This is a genomic window from Nevskia sp., from assembly GCF_021732705.1.
GTDB lineage: Bacteria > Pseudomonadota > Gammaproteobacteria > Nevskiales > Nevskiaceae > Nevskia.
Window position 1 is genome coordinate 17,664 of record NZ_JAKFUM010000003.1, and the last position, 19,011, is coordinate 36,674.

17 protein-coding genes are annotated in these 19,011 nt (G+C 69.1%); 12 read left to right on the forward strand and 5 right to left on the reverse strand.

Translation table 11 applies throughout. From position 1 onward, the window contains the following. Window positions 1-60: 60 nt before the first annotated feature. Window positions 61-1,071 (forward strand): ParM/StbA family protein, encoded by a 1,011-nt coding sequence (locus QZ951_RS02460; protein ID WP_292998197.1) that lies wholly within the window; start codon window positions 61-63, stop codon window positions 1,069-1,071. A gap of 36 nt (window positions 1,072-1,107) precedes the next feature. Here the strand turns inward: QZ951_RS02460 and QZ951_RS02465 are convergent, their stop codons facing one another. Next, on the reverse strand, window positions 1,108-1,743 hold the full coding sequence (locus tag QZ951_RS02465; protein ID WP_292998199.1) for a DNA-3-methyladenine glycosylase 2 family protein: 636 nt from the start codon (window positions 1,741-1,743) through the stop codon (window positions 1,108-1,110). Window positions 1,744-1,825: 82 nt separating this feature from the next. Between QZ951_RS02465 and QZ951_RS02470 the strand changes: the two genes are divergently transcribed. From QZ951_RS02470 to QZ951_RS02490, 5 genes are all read left to right on the forward strand, one after another. Beyond that, on the forward strand, window positions 1,826-3,013 hold the full coding sequence (locus QZ951_RS02470; protein ID WP_292998201.1) for a VWA domain-containing protein: 1,188 nt from the start codon (window positions 1,826-1,828) through the stop codon (window positions 3,011-3,013). Between the two features lie 122 nt (window positions 3,014-3,135). Then, window positions 3,136-3,546: an MAPEG family protein gene (locus QZ951_RS02475; RefSeq protein WP_292998203.1), complete on the forward strand. Its 411-nt coding sequence runs from the start codon at window positions 3,136-3,138 to the stop codon at window positions 3,544-3,546. Between the two features lie 2 nt (window positions 3,547-3,548). After that, window positions 3,549-4,226, forward strand: coding sequence for an ElyC/SanA/YdcF family protein (locus tag QZ951_RS02480; protein ID WP_292998205.1), 678 nt, complete (start codon window positions 3,549-3,551; stop codon window positions 4,224-4,226). A 97-nt stretch (window positions 4,227-4,323) separates the two neighbouring features. Beyond that, complete coding sequence (locus QZ951_RS02485; protein WP_292998207.1) at window positions 4,324-4,764, forward strand: XRE family transcriptional regulator; 441 nt, start codon at window positions 4,324-4,326, stop codon at window positions 4,762-4,764. Window positions 4,765-4,786: 22 nt separating this feature from the next. Next, window positions 4,787-5,452 carry an RES family NAD+ phosphorylase gene (locus QZ951_RS02490; protein ID WP_292998209.1) on the forward strand — a complete coding sequence of 222 codons (666 nt, stop codon included), beginning with the start codon at window positions 4,787-4,789 and terminating at the stop codon, window positions 5,450-5,452. On the opposite strand, the gene QZ951_RS02495 is transcribed toward QZ951_RS02490, so the two are convergent. Genes QZ951_RS02495 through QZ951_RS02505 form a run of 3 tightly spaced genes read right to left on the reverse strand, consistent with a single transcriptional unit; the run spans window position 5,440 to window position 11,112 of the window. Further along, on the reverse strand, window positions 5,440-7,041 hold the full coding sequence (locus QZ951_RS02495) for a glycerol-3-phosphate dehydrogenase/oxidase (RefSeq protein ID WP_292998211.1): 1,602 nt from the start codon (window positions 7,039-7,041) through the stop codon (window positions 5,440-5,442). The two genes, QZ951_RS02490 and QZ951_RS02495, sit on opposite strands and share 13 nt — an antisense overlap. 28 nt (window positions 7,042-7,069) lie before the next feature. After that, window positions 7,070-9,367: an acyl-CoA dehydrogenase domain-containing protein gene (locus tag QZ951_RS02500; RefSeq protein ID WP_292998213.1), complete on the reverse strand. Its 2,298-nt coding sequence runs from the start codon at window positions 9,365-9,367 to the stop codon at window positions 7,070-7,072. 53 nt (window positions 9,368-9,420) lie between these two features. Then, window positions 9,421-11,112 carry a M28 family peptidase gene (locus QZ951_RS02505; protein WP_292998215.1) on the reverse strand — a complete coding sequence of 564 codons (1,692 nt, stop codon included), beginning with the start codon at window positions 11,110-11,112 and terminating at the stop codon, window positions 9,421-9,423. A 97-nt stretch (window positions 11,113-11,209) separates the two neighbouring features. Here QZ951_RS02505 and coq7 point away from each other — a divergent pair, with 97 nt between their 5' ends. The 6 genes from coq7 to xrtE all read left to right on the forward strand — a co-directional run bounded on the left by coq7 (window position 11,210) and on the right by xrtE (window position 17,548). Continuing rightward, complete coding sequence (coq7, locus tag QZ951_RS02510; RefSeq protein WP_292998217.1) at window positions 11,210-11,905, forward strand: 2-polyprenyl-3-methyl-6-methoxy-1,4-benzoquinone monooxygenase; 696 nt, start codon at window positions 11,210-11,212, stop codon at window positions 11,903-11,905. A gap of 57 nt (window positions 11,906-11,962) precedes the next feature. Further along, a complete protein-coding gene (gene egtD, locus QZ951_RS02515; RefSeq protein ID WP_292998219.1) occupies window positions 11,963-13,027 on the forward strand; it encodes an L-histidine N(alpha)-methyltransferase in 1,065 nt (354 codons plus the stop codon). Further along, window positions 13,024-14,298, forward strand: a complete 1,275-nt coding sequence (gene egtB / locus QZ951_RS02520) for an ergothioneine biosynthesis protein EgtB (RefSeq protein WP_292998221.1) — start codon at window positions 13,024-13,026, stop codon at window positions 14,296-14,298. The genes egtD and egtB overlap by 4 nt, the downstream gene beginning before the upstream one ends. A 164-nt stretch (window positions 14,299-14,462) precedes the next feature. Next, window positions 14,463-15,320, forward strand: coding sequence for a 2OG-Fe(II) oxygenase (locus QZ951_RS02525; protein WP_292998223.1), 858 nt, complete (start codon window positions 14,463-14,465; stop codon window positions 15,318-15,320). Window positions 15,321-15,505: 185 nt separating this feature from the next. Next, window positions 15,506-15,766, forward strand: a complete 261-nt coding sequence (locus QZ951_RS02530; protein WP_292998225.1) for a hypothetical protein — start codon at window positions 15,506-15,508, stop codon at window positions 15,764-15,766. Between the two features lie 48 nt (window positions 15,767-15,814). After that, window positions 15,815-17,548: an exosortase E/protease, VPEID-CTERM system gene (gene xrtE / locus QZ951_RS02535; RefSeq protein WP_292998227.1), complete on the forward strand. Its 1,734-nt coding sequence runs from the start codon at window positions 15,815-15,817 to the stop codon at window positions 17,546-17,548. A gap of 15 nt (window positions 17,549-17,563) precedes the next feature. On the opposite strand, the gene QZ951_RS02540 is transcribed toward xrtE, so the two are convergent. Then, complete coding sequence (locus QZ951_RS02540) at window positions 17,564-18,859, reverse strand: adenylate/guanylate cyclase domain-containing protein (RefSeq protein WP_292998229.1); 1,296 nt, start codon at window positions 18,857-18,859, stop codon at window positions 17,564-17,566. Window positions 18,860-19,011 lie beyond the last annotated feature (152 nt).

Consider the following 19,011-nt stretch of genomic DNA (forward strand, 5'->3'; position numbering starts at 1 on the left):
TAAAAGCCCGAAGCCGTCATTAAATCAATGACATCGCGTCATTCTTCGACAGGAAACCCCATGCGCATCCTCGCCGCCGACATCGGTTTCGGCTACACCAAGGCCACCGACGGCCGCCAGACCCAGGTGTTCAAGAGCATCGTCGGCGAAGCCAATCCGGTGCAGTTCGCCGAAGCGCTGCTGCCGGTGCAGGCGGCCTCGCCGCGGCACTTCGTGATCAACGGCGAGGATCTGTATGTCGGTGAACTGGCGGAAACCCAGAGCCGCGGCCGCGGCACGTCGCTCGATCCGACGCAGTTCATCGCGCAGTACGCGCGCACGCTCGGGCTCGCGGCGCTGGCCCCGTTCGCCGAGCACGGCGACCCGATCCGCCTGGTCACCGGGCTGCCGATCAGCTTCTTCCGCAAGCACAAGGACGCGCTGACCACGGTGCTGCAGAACCGCCACGCGATCACCGTCGTCCACGGCAATGGCGAGCGCGAGGACAAGACGCTGTACATCGAGAAGGTGCGGGTCATTCCGCAGCCGTTCGGCAGCCTGTTCAACCTGATGCTGAACGAGCAGGGCAAGGCGATCCACCAGCGCTTCGTCACCGAGAAGATCGGCATCATCGACATCGGCTTCCGCACCGCGGATTTCGCCGTGGCCGACAAGACCAAGTACTCCGAACGCGGCTCGCTGAGCACCGATTCCGGCATGAGCGTGGCGTACCACGCGATCGCCAACGTGCTGCACGAGAAGAGCGGCACGCAGATCGAGCTGTACCGCCTGCATGACGCCATCACCCGCGGCACGATCAAGATTCGCGGCCAGCGGTTCGACATCACCGGCCTCGTGAACCAGGCCTTCGGCCAGCTGGCCACGCGCATCGCCGCCGAAGCGAACCGGCTGTGGGCGGACGACTGGGACATCGACTGCATCGTGCTGACCGGCGGCGGCGGCGCCACACTCGCCGCACAGCTGACCCCGCTGATTCAGGGCGAGGTGCTGCCGCTGCCGGCGGAGCAGGACGCGCGCTTCAACAATGTTGCCGGCTACCTCAAGTACGGCGCGAATCTCTGGTCGGCCTAAGCGCCGCAAAGTGACGCCGGCCCCGAACCCCGCGCGTCAGTCCCAGCCGGCCATGTCGCCGTCGATCACGCGCCACAGGTACCAGCTGCCGACGGAGCGATAGGGCGCCCAGTTCGCGGTGATCGCGCGGGTGGCGTCGTCGTCGAGTTTTTCGCCGCCGTGGTGCAGGCGGTTCAGGCCGTTGCGCAGGCCGACGTCGCCCATCGCGAAGATGTCGAGCCGGTCGAGCGCGAAGATCAGGAACATTTCCGCGGTCCAGCGGCCGATGCCGGGCAGCGCGTCGAGCGCTTCGATCGCCGCTTCGTCGTCCATCTTCTTGAGCCGGGCGAAGTCCAGCGTGCCGCTTTCGGCGGCGTCCGCCAGCGCCCGCAGCCACGTGGCCTTGGCGTTCGACAGCCCGCAGGCGCGCAACTGCGCATGCTCGGCGGCGGTGAAATGGGCCGGTTCGAAGCGCTTGCCGGCTCCGGTCGCCGCGGCCACGCGGGCCTGGATGGTGTCGGCCGCCTTCGCCGACAACTGCTGGCTGATGATCGAATTGCACAGCACGTGGAACGGGTCGCGCCGCGTGCGGCCGAGCGTGCACGGGCCGTACGTGTCGATCAGTCGGGCCATGCGGGCATCGCGGGCACGCAGATGCGCCTCGGCGGCGCGCAGGGTGTCGGGCTTGATCATCGGGCGTCGGCAGGCGGAATGGCGGCATCGTTCGCAGGCACAGTCGCTAGAATGCCCGAACCGATCTTGCCGACCCGAACCCATGCTTTTCGGATTCTTCCTGACCCTGCGCGCCGCCGGCCTGAAGCCCGGGCTTGGCGAATTCCTGACCCTGCTCGAAGCGCTGAAGCAGAAGGTCGTGATCTACAGCCTCGATGACTTCTACCTGCTGGCGCGGATGACGCTGGTCAAGGACGAGTCGCACTACGACCGCTACGACCGGGCGTTCGCGGCCTACTTCAAGGGCGTGGAATCGGTGTTCGATGCCTTCGGCGGCAAGATTCCGGACGAATGGCTGCGGCGCGAGATGGAAAAGCTGCTGTCGGACGAGGAGAAGGCCAAGGTCCAGTCGCTCGGCGGCTTCGAGAAGCTGATGGAAACGCTGCGCCAGCGGCTGGAAGAGCAGCAGGAGCGTCATCAGGGCGGCAACAAGTGGATCGGCACCGGCGGCACCAGCCCGTTCGGCAATTCCGGCTACAACCCGGAAGGCGTGCGCATCGGCGGGCCGGACGGCGGCGGTGGCCAGAAGCGCGCGGTCAAGGTCTGGGAGAAGCGCGAGTTCAAGAATCTCGACGATCAGGTCGAGCTCGGCACCCGCAACATCAAGGTGGCGCTGCGCAAGCTGCGCAAGTTCGCGCGCCAGGGCGCGCCGGATGTCTTCGACATCGACGGCACCATCGATTCCACGGCGCGCAATGCCGGCTGGCTCGACATCAAGATGGTGCCGGAACGCCACAACGCGGTGAAAGTGCTGCTGTTTCTCGATGTCGGCGGCTCGATGGACCCGCACGTCAAGGTCTGCGAAGAATTGTTTTCGGCGTGCAAGACCGAGTTCAAGCACCTCGAGTACTACTATTTCCACAATTTCGTCTACGAGAGCGTGTGGAAGGACAACCGCCGCCGGCACGGCGAGCGCATTCCGCTGTTCGACGTGATCCGCAAGTACACGCCGGACTACAAGCTGATCTTCGTCGGCGACGCGACGATGAGCCCGTACGAAATCCTTTATCCGGGCGGCAGTGTCGAGCACTGGAACGAGGAAGCGGGCGCGGTCTGGTTCAAGCGCCTGACCGATGCCTTCCCGCGCACGGTCTGGCTGAATCCGGAGCACGAGGATCGCTGGTCGTACACGCCATCGATCGCCGCTGCCCAGGAGCTGATCGGCGAAGACCGCATGTTTTCGCTGACGCTGCAGGGGCTCGACAAGGCGATCAAGCGCCTGAGTCACTGATCTGCAGCCACTCCCTGAAGATTTCGACCGAAAATTCAATTCTTCCGGTGGTCCCGCCTCGCCGCTTATAGTCACGGCACCGCTGCGGAGCGGATCACCATCACCCAAAGGGAGACCCTGACATGCATCACGCGACCTACGCCCTGCTGTTGTTCGCCGGCTGGACCTTTCTGCTGGTGCTGGCCGTCTTCACCTGGCGCGGCATCGCGCTGCTGACCGGTACCAAGATCACGTCGTGGCCGCGCGGCACGAAGAATCCGAATGATCCGGGCATCGTCCTGCGCATTGCCGACGCGCACGCCAACTGCCTCGAGAACCTGCCGATCTTCGCGGTGCTGGTGCTGTCGGCCGAGGCGCTGGGTCAGGCCGCGACGGTGACCGATCCGATCGCGAAGTACGTGCTGTGGGCGCGTCTGGCGCAGAGCACGGTGCACATCATCGGCGTCAACACGCCGCTGGTGCTGGCCCGTGCGACGTTCTGGGCGATCCAGCTGGTCTGCTTCGGCATCATGTTCGCAGGCCTCGTGCTTTGAAATTGCGGCGCGCCTCCCGCCGACGCCTGCGCCGCGCCCTGTCCTGGGTGGCGGTGCTGGTGATCGGCCTTGTCGCGCTGATCAACAACTGGGTCGTCAACAATTCCGAGAGCTACGTCTATTCGAACTGGTCGCTGCTGCCGGACAACGAGGTCGGCCTCGTGCTCGGCACCAGCCCGTTCGCGCGGAACGGCAAGCCGAATCCGCAGTTCTACGGCCGCATCGAAGCGGCCGTGCAGCTGTACCAGCTCGGCAAGATCAAGCAGATCATCGTCAGCGGCGCCAATCCGGATTCGACCTACAACGAGCCACGCCAGATGTGGCGCGAGCTGACCAAGGCCGGCATTCCGTCGCAGGCGATCACGATGGATTTCGCCGGCGTCCGCACCTTCGATTCGATCAGCCGGGCGAAGGACGTTTTCAACCTCGACCGCGTCACCGTGATCACGCAGGAATACCACGCCTACCGCGCGGTGTTCATCGCCAAGAAGCTGAAGATCCGGGTGGCCGGCTACGCCGCGCCGAGCGACAGCATCAGCGTTCTCAGCCGCACCTACTGGCGCGAGGTGTTCGCGCGGGTCAAGGCGGTGCTCGACATCTACGTGCTGTCGACCGAGCCGAAATTCCTCGGCACGCCGGAGCAGGTGATCATCGCGCCGGAGCAGGGCCCGCCGCCGTGATCGCGGGCCTCACCTGACGTCCGGCGGCCTGCTGCCAAGGTCGGCGAGAGCCGCCGCCGACTTGCAAGATCGGAAAGATTGGTGCAGATTTCTTTCCATGGAAATGCGTGAGAAAAACCCGGATCCGTTTTCCAGCCGTCGCCAAGCTGGCGCGGCCGCCGCGGCGGGTGCCGCCGCCGACGGCAATCCGGACGCCGCCACGGTGCTGTCGAAAGCCGTGGTTCGCTGCGCCGAGCGTCTGGAACTGTCGCAGGCGCAACTGGCGCGGGCGCTGGGCCTGAGCCCGGCCACGGCGTCGCGCCTCGCTGCCGGCAGCTGGACGCTGGCGCCGGATTCCAAGCCCTGGGAACTCGCGGCGCTGCTGGTGCGGGTGTACCGCTCGCTCGACGCGATCACCGGCGGCAAGCTCGACGCGATGCGCGCCTGGCTGCATTCCGGCAACACCGCGCTCGGCGGCGAGCCGGCCAAGCTGCTCGGCAGCGTCGAAGGCCTGATCCATGTCCTCCATTACTTGGACGCCTCGCGCTCTCGAATCTGAGTCCCGCCCGCTGACGCTGGCCTTGTGGCGAGCCGTGGAGGCCCAGCACATCGTCGCGACGCGCGCGCTGGTCGACTCCACCGCCGAGCAGGAACTGCTCGAAGCGCTGCTCGAAGCGCACAAGCCGGCGATCCCGGCCGATTGCGTCACGCTCGACTATCTGCTGTTCACGCCGTTCCGCTATCCGCCGAGCCCGTACGGCTCGCGCTTCCGCGAAGCCGGCGACCGCGGCGTCTGGTACGGCGCCGAAACCGTGCAGGCCGCCTGTGCCGAAGTCGGCTACTGGCGCTGCCGCTTCGTCGCCGACAGTGCCGGCCTGCAGACACTCGACGGCGTGGCGCACACCGTGTTCCGCGCCAGCGCCAGCGGCGACGGCATCGATCTCGGCATCGCACCGTTCGACGCCGATACCGCGATCTGGATGGACCCGGACGACTACCGCGGCTGTCGCCAACTCGCCCGCGCCGCCCGCGAGGCCGAGCTGCGACTGATCCGCTATCGCTCGGTGCGCGATCCGGAACACGCCGCCTGCGCTGCCGTGCTCGATTGCCGCGCCTTCGGCAGCGCGCGGAGCGTCACCGTGCGCCAGACTTGGTTCCTCAGCGCCGATGCCCGCCGCGCCTCGTGGGTGCGCGCCGGCAGCCGGCCGTCGCGGCCGGAAGCGCTGGAGTTCGACTACCCGGGCTGAGGCGCGGTCGGCTCGGTGGCGACGCCGTGCGGCGGCGCCTGAGCGGCCGTCATCAGCGCGGCCACGGCTTCGCGCCAGCCCGGCTCGTCGCGCACGAGCAGGCTCAGCGGCAGGCGGCGACGCACCACGTCGTCCACGGTGCGGGCCATCTCGTCGCGCACCGCGAGCACCACTTCGGCCGCGAGAAACGGCGTTTCCGGGTGCAGGCGGCGGCCCCAGGCCGGGTTTTCGTCGATCAGCGCCTCGATCCGCGAGAGGCCGGTGCCGTGGCGCAAGGTCAGCGAGCGGGCGATCGCCGCGTGAATGCCGCGGCGCGCGAGCCCCGCGATCGCTTCGACCTGCCAGCCGGTGAAGTCGCCGAGCTCGCGGACCTCGTGCGGTGCGCCGGGCAGCGGCGTCGATTCGGTGCGTGACGCCACCGCCGGCCGACCGAGCGAGGCCAGCACCCGGTCGACCAGTTCGATCGCATCGCAGCGCGCGGTCGTGTACTTGCCGCCGAGCGACCAGATCAGCCCCGGCTGCGGTTCCAGCACGGCGAACTCGCGGCTGACGGCGGACAGGCTGCTCGCGTCCTCGGCCTGCAGGGTGCGCACGCCGGCGAAGCGGCCGATGACGTGGTCCGGCGTCCAGCGCAAGCCCGGCATCAGCGCGTTGACGGCATCGAGCAGGTAGCGCGTCTCGTCGGCCGTGACCACGGCTTCCGCGACATCCAGCACCGAGGATTCGGTGGTGCCGACCAGCGTCCGGTCGTTCCACGGGATGACGAAGAACACGCGGCCGTCCTCCGGCGCCGTCAGCAGGAACGCGTCTTCCAGATTCGGGATCGCCGGCAGCACCAAGTGCACGCCCTTGACCAGCTTGACCGCCGGCGGCGTCGCGCCCGGCAGCCGGTGTGCCCACGGACCGGCGGCGTTGACCACGCAGCCCGCGCGCCGCTCGAAGGTGTCGCCGGTTTCGGTGTCGCGCAGCACCGCGCCGACGCAGCGCTCGCCGTCGAACAGCAGGCGTTCGGCGGCGACCGCGTTGGCGCAGACGGCCCCGGCCGCCTGCGCCGCGGCGACCACGAACAAGGTCATCCGAGCGTCGTCCTCCTGACAGTCGCCATAGCGCAGGCCGCCGCGCAGCCCGCTCTGTTCGAGGTAGGGATGGGCGGCCAGCAGCCTGGTCCGCGAGAACGACTTGAAGCGCGGTACCGGCTGCTTGCCGGTGGCGAGGAAGTCGTACAGGGTCAGCCCGGCCAGCAGCTGCAGGCGGCCGACGCGGGCGCCCTTCCACACCGGCACCACGAAGTTCAGCGGCCGCACCAGGTGCGGGGCGACCTTCGACAGCACGCGACGCTCGGCCAGCGCGTGGCGCACCAGTGCGAACTCGTAGTGCTCCAGATAGCGCAGGCCGCCGTGGATCAGCTTGCTGGACGACTGCGACGTGCCGGAGCCCCAGTCGGTCTTCTCGACCAGCGCCACCTTCAGGCCGCGCTGCGCGGCGTCGAACGCGGTCCACGCGCCGTAGATGCCGCCGCCGATCACCAGCACATCGAACGGCTGCGCACGCAGGGCTTCGAGATTGCGGATCAGCGGAAAGGCGTTCATCGGGCGACAGGTGACTTCAGCAAGGAATTCAGGCCGTTGGCGTGGTCTGGACGCGGCCGACGGCGGCCAGCCAGGCGTGCAGCGCGGCGGCTTCGGCATCGTCGATCGCGCCGAGCATCTGCGCCTGCTCGATCCGCGCCGGGGCAAAGCGCGGCGGCCGCTGGCGATTGGCGGCGGCGGCGCGCGCCTCGATCGCCTCGGCTTCGCGGCCGAGCCGCAGCGCGGTGTCGACCAGCGGCCACGGGCTGGCATCGGCCGGCAGTCCGGCCCGGCTGCCGAGGCGCTCGCGCAGCCGGCCGTCGTTCTGCAGCTGCGCCGCGACCGTGCGCTGGGTCATCTCGGCCGGCGCGCGACGGCTGTGGCCGAGCGGCAGGATCACCCGCCGGGTCAGCCATGCCAGCGTCGGCGACGACAGGTGCCGCAGCAGCTTGTCGAGCGCTTCCTCGCAGGCGCTGAAGGCATCGGTGCAGATCAGGGTCAGCGTCGCGCGCTCGTCGGCGTGGGCACCGCCTTCGTCGAACTGGCGCAGCGCGACACTGGCCAGATAGAGCTGGGCCAGCGCGTCGCCGAGCCAGGTGGTCAGGCTGCGGCGCGACAGCTCGCGCAGGCCGCGCAGCGCGGTGTAGGTCTGCTTCGAGCCGAGTTCGGTCGCGAGCAGGCTCAGGCTGACATCGGCGGCAAACGCGAGCGCGGCGCTGTAGCGGTTGATCCGCCGCATCATCCGGCTTTCCAGCGTATTGCTGCCGAACAGCGAGCTGCCGGCGGTCAGGCCCAGCGCCAGCGCCTGCGCACCGGTGCCGAACAGGTGCCCGACGTGCGTCCACAGCGCGTCGTCGAAGCGGGTCAGCGCTTCTGCCGGGTTCGGTGCGTTGGCCGCCGCCAGCGCCTGCATGAACGCGCCGTGGCTGCGCAGCACGCAGGCGCTGTAGACGTCCGGACGCGCCAGCAGAGTCGGTTCGAGATCGTCGTCGGCCGGGATGTCGAGATCGGCGATGAGCTTGGCCAGCACGCTGTGATCGAGCCCGAGATCGCGCGCGGCGGCGGCGCATTCGCGGCTCTGGGTCAGACGCAGGGTGCGGGCGAACGCCGCCGCGGCGAACGGCTTTTCGCCGAGATCGACGGCGCGCGCCGTCGCGTTGCTCAGCGCCTGCGCCGAATAGGCGACGGCGGCGAGCGTGGCCAGTGGCGCTTCGGCCAGCGCCCGGTCGCTGAGCGATTCGCCGAACGGCACGCGCAGCTTCGCCGCGCTGCCGGCGGCCAGCGCCAGCGCGGTGGTGCTGCCGGCATGGATGGCGATCGGCGCGATGGCATCGGCCACCGAGCGGCTTTCCGAGCCGTTGCGGGCGCCGCGGCCGATGTGTTCGCGGCCGCCGAGCACGGCCTCGAACGGCACGCGCAGGCCGCGCTGGCCGGCCTTGAGATCGGCCGCCGGCAGCAGCAGCCAGGTGGCGCCGAGCGCGCCGGGGCCGAGCCGGCCGCTCGGGTCGCGCACGTCGACGCAGACGCCGACGATCTCGGCGTCGTCCTGCAGGCGGATGTCGAGATCGACGCGCAGCACCGGGCCTTCGCTGGCGGCATCGCCGTCCGGGGCCTCGACCACGGCGTCACCGGCGATGCCGGTCTCGATGCTCTGCAGCACCGCACCATCGGCGAGCAGGCCAAGCCACCGGCTCTGCTGGGCCGGCGTGCCGTAGCGCTGCAGCGCCTCGATCCACGACAGCCGTGACGACGAGCCGACCTTGCGCGCCAGCGCGCTGCCGGCGCCGGCACTGAGCCAGCCGAGCGCTGCCGCCTGCCCGAGCGCGGACACGCCGCGGCCGCCGTGCAGGCTCTGGATCGACAGCCCGTGCAGGCCGTAGGCGCGCAGCCGGGCGCTGGCGGTCGGCGTGCCGGGATCGCGGGCGTAACGGCTGCAGAACTCGGCGACCGGCCCTTCGAGCAGCGCGCGCTCGTCCGGCGTCAGGCGGGCGCTGTAGTCCTCGTGAAAGCGGGTCCAGTTCGGCTGGCCGTCGAACAGCTCCGCCTCCCAGCCGGTGCCGGCGGCCGACAGCGCGGCCAGTTGCCGCTCATCGAGCCGCGCCAGCACCCGCTTGAAGCCGCCGAACAGCGGCCGGGAAATCCATTCCTGGCGCAGCACCGGCAGGTTCAGCGGCAGCAGCACGACGACACCGACGATCAGCAGCAGCAGGAACACCAGCCACGACTGCCCGAACAGGCCGTAGAACAGCGTGACCGACCCGAACACGAGGCTCGTCGTGCGGATGCTCGCGCGCAGCCACGCGAGCGCGGCGATCGTGATCAGGAAGAACAGCAGCCAGTAGGCCATGCGTCAGGCAGTCCCGGGCGGGCAGCGGCGCAGCGGCAGCAGCGTTTCCGACATCAGGGGGCGCGCTCGCTCTTCAGGCGCACGGCCTCGAACTCGTCGCCCGGCAGCCAGCTGATCGCAGCCGGCGCGGTCAGCGCCTGCCAGCCGAGCGCCATGCCGAAGCGCGCCATCTCGGCGCCGCTGGTGAAATCGAGATCCTCGCGGAACTCGTCGCTTGGCTGGTGATAGTTCTTCGCCGTGTATTCGCGCGACTGCTCCAGACCCCATTCGCGGGTCTGGCCGACGAACTTGTCGCCGAGGCTGACCGAGAACGCCGGCACGCCGACGCGAGCCATGCTGAAGTGATCCGAGCGGTAGTAGCTGCCGGCCAGCGGGCGGGAATCCGGCTCGATCGACAGGCGGAAGGCCTTCGCGGTCTTCTCCACCGTCGGGTAGAAACTCAGGCGCTCGGCGCCGAGCATCTTCACGCTTTCCGGCGCACCGAACGGCGCGTAGCTGTCGAAGTTCAGGTTCAGCGCGATCTGCGCCGCCGGCAGCGGCAGATGCTCGCCCAGAAACTTCGAGCCGAGCAGGCCCTTTTCCTCGGCGGTGACCGCGGTGAAGATCACCGGATGCGGCGGACGATCCTTCATCGACGACCAGGCCCGCGCCATCTCCAGCACCAGACCGACGCCGGACGCGTTGTCGATCGCGCCGTTGTAGATGTTGTCTCCCGGCATGTCCGGCACGATGCCGAGGTGGTCGTAGTGCGCGCTGTACAGCACCGCCTGCTTCGGCGGGCCCTTGTCGGTACCGGGCAGCATCGCGATGACGTTGTTCGACTCGAAGCGACGCACGCGGCTGTCGATGCTCGCGGTCAGCCGCAGCGGCAGGTCGAAGGCCTTGAACTCGCGCGTGCCGGCCAGCTTGATCGTCTCGTCGAGATCGCGGCCGGCCAGCGACAGCAGCAGCTTGGCGACACTGAGCTGGATCCACGACGCGGCCTTGAGCTTCGGCCGCGGATCGTCGGCCAGCGCCACGGCCTCGTTGCTCCACGAGCTTTTCACCACCTGCCACGGATAGCTGGCGAGATCATCGCGATGGATGATCACAGCGCCGACCGCGCCCTTGCGCGCCGCCTGCTCGTACTTGTAGCTCCAGCGGCCGTAGTAGGTCAGCGCCTCGCCCTTGAACAGCTTCACGTCGTTCGACGGCGGCTCGTTGACGATGATCATCACCACCTTGCCGCGAACATCGACGCCCTTGTAATCATCCCACTGGTACTCGGGCGCCTCGATGCCGTAGCCGACGAACACCACCGGCGCATCGACCGTGACCGATTCGGTCAGCGTGTGGTTCGACACCACGTAGTCGTCGAGCAGCTTCAGCGGAATTGCGTCGCCGGTGGTCGGTGCGAAGCCGAAGCGGGTGCTGTCGAGCGTCTGCGTGCCGGCGAACCGAACCTTCTGCAGGTACGTGCCACTGTCGCCGGCGGGTTTCAGGCCGAGCAGCGAGAACTGGGCGGCGATGTACTGCGCCGCGATGTCGCCGCCGCGGCTGCCGGTACCGCGGCCTTCGAGCAGATCGCTGGCGAGGAAGCGGACATGGCTCTTGATGTGATCGCGATCGATGCTGGCGATCGCCGCGGTGACCGGTCCCGGCAGACTGTAGTCGGCGGGTGCCGACGCCGTCGGCTGGGCGAACGCGACGCACGACGCGAACGCGCCAAACGCCAGCGCCAGCCGGGTGAGGGAGCGAGATTTCATGATGGATTCCGTGGAACGACAGACGGGCAGGCCCGGTCGCTGGATGGCGCGGGGCGGCGAACCCCCGCAGAATAGGAAAAACCTTGAGGCGCCACAAATGGCAACGTCTTCCATCGCTGCACGCCGCGCCGGTTCGCGGCGCGATTACACCCCGGCCGACGAGTGGCTGATGAAGCTTGGTCAGGGGCTGGACCGGCTGTCGAAGCGCTCGCTCGCGCCGCTCGCACCGGCGCCGACCACGAGCCGTTATCCGGCCGAAAGAGTCGCCGAAGCGCCGCTCGACGAACGCGAGCGCCGGCACGCAGCCGGGCTGATGCGCGTGAACCATGCGGGCGAAGTGTCGGCCCAGGCGCTGTACCGCGGTCAGGCGCTGGTGGCGCGCGATGCCGACGTGCGCGCCCACCTGCTGCGCGCCGCCGCCGAGGAGCGTGACCACCTGCAGTGGTGCGACGCTCGCCTGCGCGAACTGGGCGATGGTCCCAGCAAGCTCAGCCCGCTGTGGTACGCCGGCTCGTTCGTCATCGGTGCCGCGGCCGGTCTGGTCGGTGATCGCGCCAGCCTCGGCTTCGTCGAGGAAACCGAGCGCCAGGTCGTCGATCACCTGAACGAGCATCTGGGCCAGCTGCCGCGGCAGGATCGCCGCTCGCGCGCGATCGTCGAAGCGATGAAGCTCGATGAAGCCCGTCACAGCGAGGAAGCGGCCGAAGCCGGTGCCGCGCCGATGCCGCAGCCGGTGCGCCGGGTCATGCACGGCATTTCCAGGCTCATGAAGTTCGGCGCCTACCGCGTCTAAACCGGACCGCTGCCGCCGGGCCATTCGCCTGCCGCGCTCACGAAGGAACGAAGAACCGTGTCGAAACAGGCTGCAAGCGCCGTGCGCGGCGATTTTGTCGACGATATTCCGGCTGCCGCGCGCCCGCGCGCCGCAACGGCCGGGGGCCCGCGCCTGCTGGAACTGCATGCGATCAACGCGGCCGAGGATGCCGCGCGCCTGCTCGCCGGCCTGCTGGCCGGGCAGGCCCGGACCGATCCGAAATTCTTCTACGACGCGCAGGGCAGTGCCCTGTTCGATGCGATCTGTCACCTCGACGAATACCACCCGACCGGCACCGAAGCCGCGATCTTCCGGCAGTACCGCGCCGAGATCGCGCGGGAACTGCCGCGCGGCCTGCAGTGGGTCGATCTCGGCGCCGGCGATGCCGCGAAATCGCGCGAATGGCTGGCCGCAGTGCCGGCGCGCCGCTACATCGGCGTCGACATCGCCGATGCCTGGCTGCGTCCGGCGGTCGCCCGCATTGCCGAGGCCTATCCGCGCATCGAGGCGATCGGCGTCGTCGCCGATCTGACCCGGCCGCTGGCGCTGGCGCCGCTGCTGGCGGAAACGCCGGACGCGCCGCCGCTGTTCTTCTACCCCGGCTCGTCGATCGGCAACTTCCCGCCGGACCGCGCGCTGGCGCTGCTGAAGGCGATCCGGCTGCTCGGCGCCGGTCACGGTGGCCTCGGCACGCTGCTGATCGGCGTCGACTGCGAAAGCGACGACGCGCGCCTGGTCGCGGCCTACGACGATGCGCTCGGGGTCACGGCCGCGTTCAACCGCAACCTGCTGCGCGTCGCCAATCGCGTGCTGGGTGCCGATTTCGATCCGCGCGCGTTCGCCCATCGCGCCGTGTTCAACCGCGAGGAAAGCCGGGTCGAGATGCATCTCGTCGCCACCCGCGATCAGACCGTGCGCTTCACCGTGCCGGACCGCGCCGAGCGCGATTTCGCGGCCGGCGAGCACATCGTCACCGAGTATTCGTACAAGTACACGCCGGCCCGCTTCACCGCGCTGCTGGAAGCCGCCGGGTTCACCGACGTGCGCATCTGGCAGGACGCGGAGCAGCGTTTCGCGGTCTGTCTCGCGGCCGCCGGATGACGCCGCAGCCGTCGCTGGCGCACGCCTACGCGCGCGTCCGCGCCCAGAGCCGGGCGCTGGCGGACGGCCTGACGCCGGAGGACTGCCAGATCCAGTCGATGGCGGACGCCAGCCCGGTGAAGTGGCATCTGGCGCACACCACCTGGTTCTTCGAGACCTTCGTGCTGGCGGCGGGTGATCCGCAGTATCGGCCGGTCGATTCGGCTTATCGCGTGCTGTTCAACTCGTACTACGTCGGCATCGGCGAACGCGCGCCGCGGGCCGAGCGCGGCCTGATGACGCGGCCGACGCTGGACGAGGTGCTGCGCTACCGCGAGATCGTCGATGTCCGGATGGCGGCGCTGCTCGCGTCCGATCGCGTGACAGCAGCGGCGCGAGACGTCATCACGCTCGGCCTGCATCACGAGCAGCAGCATCAGGAACTGATCGTCACGGATCTCAAGCACCATTTCTCGCGCAATCCGCAGCATCCGGTCTATCGGCCGGCGCGCGCGGCTTCGACCAGCGAGACGGTGCCGTTGCGCTGGATCGGCTTCGACGCCGCCATCCACGAGATTGGCCACGACGGCGACGGCTTCGCGTTCGACAACGAGACGCCGCGCCATCGCGTGTTCGCCGAGGCCTTCGAACTCGGCTCGCGGCTCGTCACCAATGAGGAGTTCGCCGCGTTCATCGCCGATGGCGGCTACCGCCGGCCGGAACTGTGGCTGTCCGATGGCTGGGACGCCGTGCAGGCGCAGGACTGGCGCGCGCCGCTGTACTGGCTCGATCCATGGCTGAACGACGGGCTCGGCGACGGCTGGCACTACACGCTGGCCGGTCGCCAGCCGCGCGCGGCGAACGCGTCGGTCTGCCATGTCAGCTATTACGAGGCCGAAGCCTATGCCCGCTGGGCCGGGGCGCGGCTGGCCACCGAAGCCGAATGGGAAATCGCGGCGCAGACCGTCAGCGGTTCGCCGCACGGCGATGGCAGCCACCTCGACGACGGCCACTTCGCGCCGCAGCCCGCGGCCGCGGTTGCCGGGCTGGCGCAGATGTTCGGCGATGTCTGGGAATGGACGCAGAGCGCCTACCTGCCGTATCCGGGCTTTGCGCCGGCGGCCGGTGCCGTGGGCGAATACAACGGCAAGTTCATGATCAATCAGATGATCCTGCGCGGCGGCTCCTGCGCCACGCCGCAGGGCCACGTCCGGCCGAGCTACCGCAACTTCTTTCCGCCGGCGACGCGCTGGCAGTTCAGCGGCATCCGGCTGGCGCGCTCGCGGCGCTGAGCGCAGCCCGGCGGCACGCGCCATTGCGCGATCGCCTGCCTGCGGAGCACGATCGATTCGAGCATGACCATGCGGGGGCGATGACCGCGCACAAGCGCTGCATCGCGGAAGCAGCGCGCGCGGCACAAGCCGGGGCGTGAGGAACGCGCGATCGGAGGATCGACATGAGCGCAGGCATTCCAGCCGCCGTGCGGGCCTGGATCCAGGCCGAAAGCGAGGGCGGCGCACAGCCGGCGGCGCTGCTGCATGCGCTGCGAGCGTCCGGCTGGGCCGATGCCCAGAGTCTGGCGGCGCTGTCGGCCACGCTCGGTGGCGATTTCGCCGATCTGCCGCGGCAGCTGGACGAGGAGACGGTGATCGCGCCGGCCCACCTGCCGGGGCCCGATCTCGACGGCGATCCGCCGGTCATCACGGCGTTCGACCGCCGCGTCCGCGTGCTGGCACGCCTGCAGTCGCCGCAGGTCGTGGTCTTCGGCGGCCTGCTCAGCGGCCGCGAATGCTCGGCGCTGATCGCGGCGTCGCGGCCCTGGCTGCAGCGCTCGCCGGTGGTCGATGTCGACAGCGGCGGCCACCGCCACAGCGAGCTGCGCACCAGCGAGGGCGTGGCGTTCGAGCGCGGCCACAGCGCGCTGGTCGAGCGGATCGAGGCGCGGATCGCGGCCCTGCTGCGCTGGCCGGTCGATCACGGCGAAGGCCTGCAGACGCTGCGCTACGGGCCCGGCGCGGAGTATCAGCCGCATCACGACTACTTCGAGCCCGATGCCCCGGGCACGGCGACGCTCCTGCAGCGCGGCGGCCAGCGCGTCGGCACGCTGATCATCTATCTCCGGGCACCGGACGCCGGCGGCGCCACCGTTTTTCCGGAACTCGGCCTGTCGGTGACGCCAATCCGCGGCAATGCGGTGTTCTTCAGCTATGGCCGCCCGGACCCCGCGACCCGCACGCTGCATGCCGGCGCGCCGGTGCTGGCCGGCGAAAAATGGATCGCGACCAAGTGGTTGCGCGAACGCCCGCATCGGTGACGCCGGTCTCGATTGCCGGCCCGGCTTTCCGGATATAGGCAATACCAGCCCATGACGGGGCGACTGGGACCCGCTACTGTCGCTCGCATCAACGATCCATAAATGTCAACTCGGCATTGAGCGAGGTAAAGACTGCGCGACGATATCCGTCGTCGGCAGTGGATCGAAGGACACAGGAGTGGCCGATGAAACGAGTGATTGCTGCCGCGCTGCTTGCCGCCCCGATGGCCAATGCGCATGCCATCTGCATTCTGGGTTTCATCGGCAGATGTCCGCCGCCGGCGCCTGCAGTGACGCCAACGCCACCACCGGCCGCACCGGCGCCCACGGTGTCGGCACCGGAAATCGACGGCGCTTCCGGCGCGCTCGCGCTGGCACTCGCGGGTGGCGGCATCGCGCTGCTGCAGCGCTCGCGCCGCCGCAAGCCCGCCAGTCCGGCGGTCTGAACCCGGCCGGCGCCGAACACGGTGCCGGCCTTTCGCGGACCCACGGCCGTGCACCTGGTCGAGGCACGCGAAGCGACTGCCGAGACCGTCGCGACCGATCGGCCGCATGAGACCGATCGGGCTGGTCTGGCCGATAGGGCCGGTCTGGACGCTCCGGCACCATCGCGGCGCGCGTGGCTGATGCTGGCGCTGTTCGCGATCGAAGCCTTCATCGCCGTTCGCGGCTTCACCACCCCGGCCGCGTTCGCCGATCCCGCGCTCGACTGGACCTGGCCGCTGCGCAATCGCCAGACCGGCTTCGGCGCGCTGCTGCTCGGCGCGCTGACGGCACTGGTGCTGGCGCGTCCGCGGCTGGCCGGGCATTGGCAGGCTCTGCAGCACGCCGGCGGCGCCGACCGCGGCCCCGCGCCGTGGCTGCTGCAGATCGCCTTGTGCCTGACCTGCTACGCGCTTGTCTGGCCGCTGTACCACGATCCGGTTGGCGTGCACGTTCTTGGCTGGCCATTGCTGCTGCTGTGGATGGTGGCGGTGGTGGCCTGCGGCATTGCCAGCCTGTGGCTGCTGGCACCCGGCAGTTACTGGCACCGGCTCTGGCAGCAGGAGCGCGCCGTGCTGTCGCAGGCCGCCGTGTCGGTGCTGGCCGCCGGAGTGCTGATCACGCTGATCTATCGCGCGTGGATCGCCGTGCCGCTGCTCGCCAGCCTGACCCTGCAGGCCTGCGCGGCGCTGCTGCGGCTGCGCTATCCGGACGTGCAGGTCGAACCTGCCAGCCAGTTGCTGGCGGTGGCCGATTTCCGCGTGCTGATCACCGATGTCTGTTCCGGCTATCTCGGCGTCAGCCTGACCCTGAGCGTGCTCGCCGCCTACGGCTATCTGTTCCGACGCGAACTGCCACGCGCGCTGCTGCTGGCGCTGCTGCCGCTGGGTGTCGTCGTCAGCCTGTCGCTGAACGTGATCCGGATCGTGGTGCTGGTGATCCTGGGCGTCGAAGTGTCACCGGAGGTCGCGGTCAACGGCTTCCACACCAATGCCGGATCGATCGCGATGGTGCTCGGCTGCCTTGCGCTGATCGGCCTCGTGCATCGAGGCGTCGTGCTGCGCCGCGATGCTGCGCGCGATCCGATGCCGCGACTCGGCTGGACGCTCGACGGCGAGAGCGCACTGCTGCTGCCGATGCTGGTGCTGATCGCGGCGACCCTGCTGACCGGTGCCGCGTCCGGCGTCATCGTCTGGCTGTACCCGCTGCGGGTGCTGGCGGTGGCCGTGGTGCTGGCGTTGTGCTGGCCGCAGTTGCGCCCGGTGCTGGCGCTCGGCAAGGGCTGGCCGGCAGCGGAGGCGCTGCTGACCGGCGGGCTGGTGTTTGCCGGCTGGATCGCGCTGGTCGAGCCCGATGCCGCACACAGCCAGCAGTTCGAAGCACAGTTTGCAGGGGTGCCGCCGCTGCTGGCGCTCGGCTGGCTGGCGCTGCGCGTCATCGGCGCCGTCATCACGGTGCCGATCGCCGAGGAACTCGCGTTCCGCGGCTATCTGCTCGGCCTGCTGTCGCGGCAGACGCCGGATGTGAAGGTCCGGCCGCGATTCAGCGGCGTGGCCGTGATCGTGTCGTCGCTCGCCTTCGGGGCGCTGCACGGCCAGTGGCTGGCCGGCACGATGGCCGGGCTTGCGTACGCGGTGATGCGCTACCGGGGTGGCGGGCTGCGTGATGCCATCGCTGCGCATCTGACCACCAATCTGCTGCTGGCGATCTACGTGATCGCGACGCGCCAGTGGTCGTACTGGTGATGTCGCCGTGCCGGTTCAGGCCGCGACGGCGGTCTGATCGCCGATCAGGAAGAAGCTCGGCATCGCGCCCTTGCCCTTGACGTCGAGGCTGCCGCGCAATTCGAAGTGGAAGCGATGGCTCAGGCGCGTCCGCACCTGCTCGGTGACGTGGATGCGGCCGACGACGCCGCTGGTTTCCATGCGGCTGGCGGTGTTCACCGTATCGCCCCAGAGGTCGTACGCGAACTTCTTCTGCGCGATGACGCCGCTGATGGCCGGCCCGGTGGCGATGCCGACGCGCAGGTACAGCGGCATCGCGGATTCCGCGCCGATGCGCTCGCAGGTCGCCATCATCGCCAGCGCCATCCGCGCCACGCGTTCGGCGTGGTCGGGCACGGCTTCCGGCACGCCGGCCGCCGCCATGTAGGCATCGCCGACGGTCTTGATTTTCTCGACGCCGAAGTCGTCGGCCAGATCGTCGAAGGCCTTGAACAGCGTTTCGAGCAGGTTGATCAGCCGGCTCGGTTCCAGTTCCGACGCCAGCTTGGTGAAGCCGACGACATCGGCAAACAGCACGGTCACCTCGTCGTGGAACTCCACGACATGCTGATCGCCGTGCTTGAGCCGGTCGGCAATGCTGTCGGGCATGATCTTGCGCAACAGCTGATCGGCGCCGCAGCGTTCTTCGTCCAGCGTGCGGCGCAGCACGAAATTGCGGATCGCGGCGACGTGCGAGACCTGACTGGCGAACATCGCGCAGACGGTCACGCACAGGGCATTGACCGATACCGCGGACGCCACGAGCTTGTCGCTCTGCACCAGCGCCACGCCGGTCAGCAGTGCGATCAGGCCGATCGGATAGACCCAGATCCGCCCGCGGCCCGGCGTCACCATCAGCACGGCGACGAAGAACAGGACCATCGTGTAGATCGAGAAATCGACCACGCCGCGCTGGCTCAGGATCGCGTGCCAGGCGCCGAGGCCTATCGCGAGCACGATCGCGATCCAGCTCAGATTGCGCAGTTGCGGAAGGTTGCCGATCGATGCATTCAGCCGGGCCGAGACCAGCAGATACGCACCCACCGTCGTCATGTTGACGATGCGCCAGACCAGCAGGTCGAAATATCGCGGATGCGTGTCGTGCAGGCCGTTCAGGAACAACGGCAGGTCATAGGCCACCAGCGCGACGGCGTTCAGCAGGGTGGCCACGAGAAACAGCCGTCGCGCGTGCGCGATGGCGCTGCGATAGCAGTCGACCTCGAAATCCGCACGCCAGTCCGCCCGGACGTCCGCCACCGAATAGCGGCGTTCCAGCGGCAGGCTGATAGGCATCCAGTGCGGGCGGTTCACGGCAATGTCGAATGTCGAGCTTCGATCGGCAGTGGTCGGGCAGGCAGGCCGCGAGGCGGTCAGAACGTCGGTCTCACCGCGGAAGGCAACCGGTTTTACAGTTTGTAACAGTTTGCCTGTCGAATTTCGGTCGA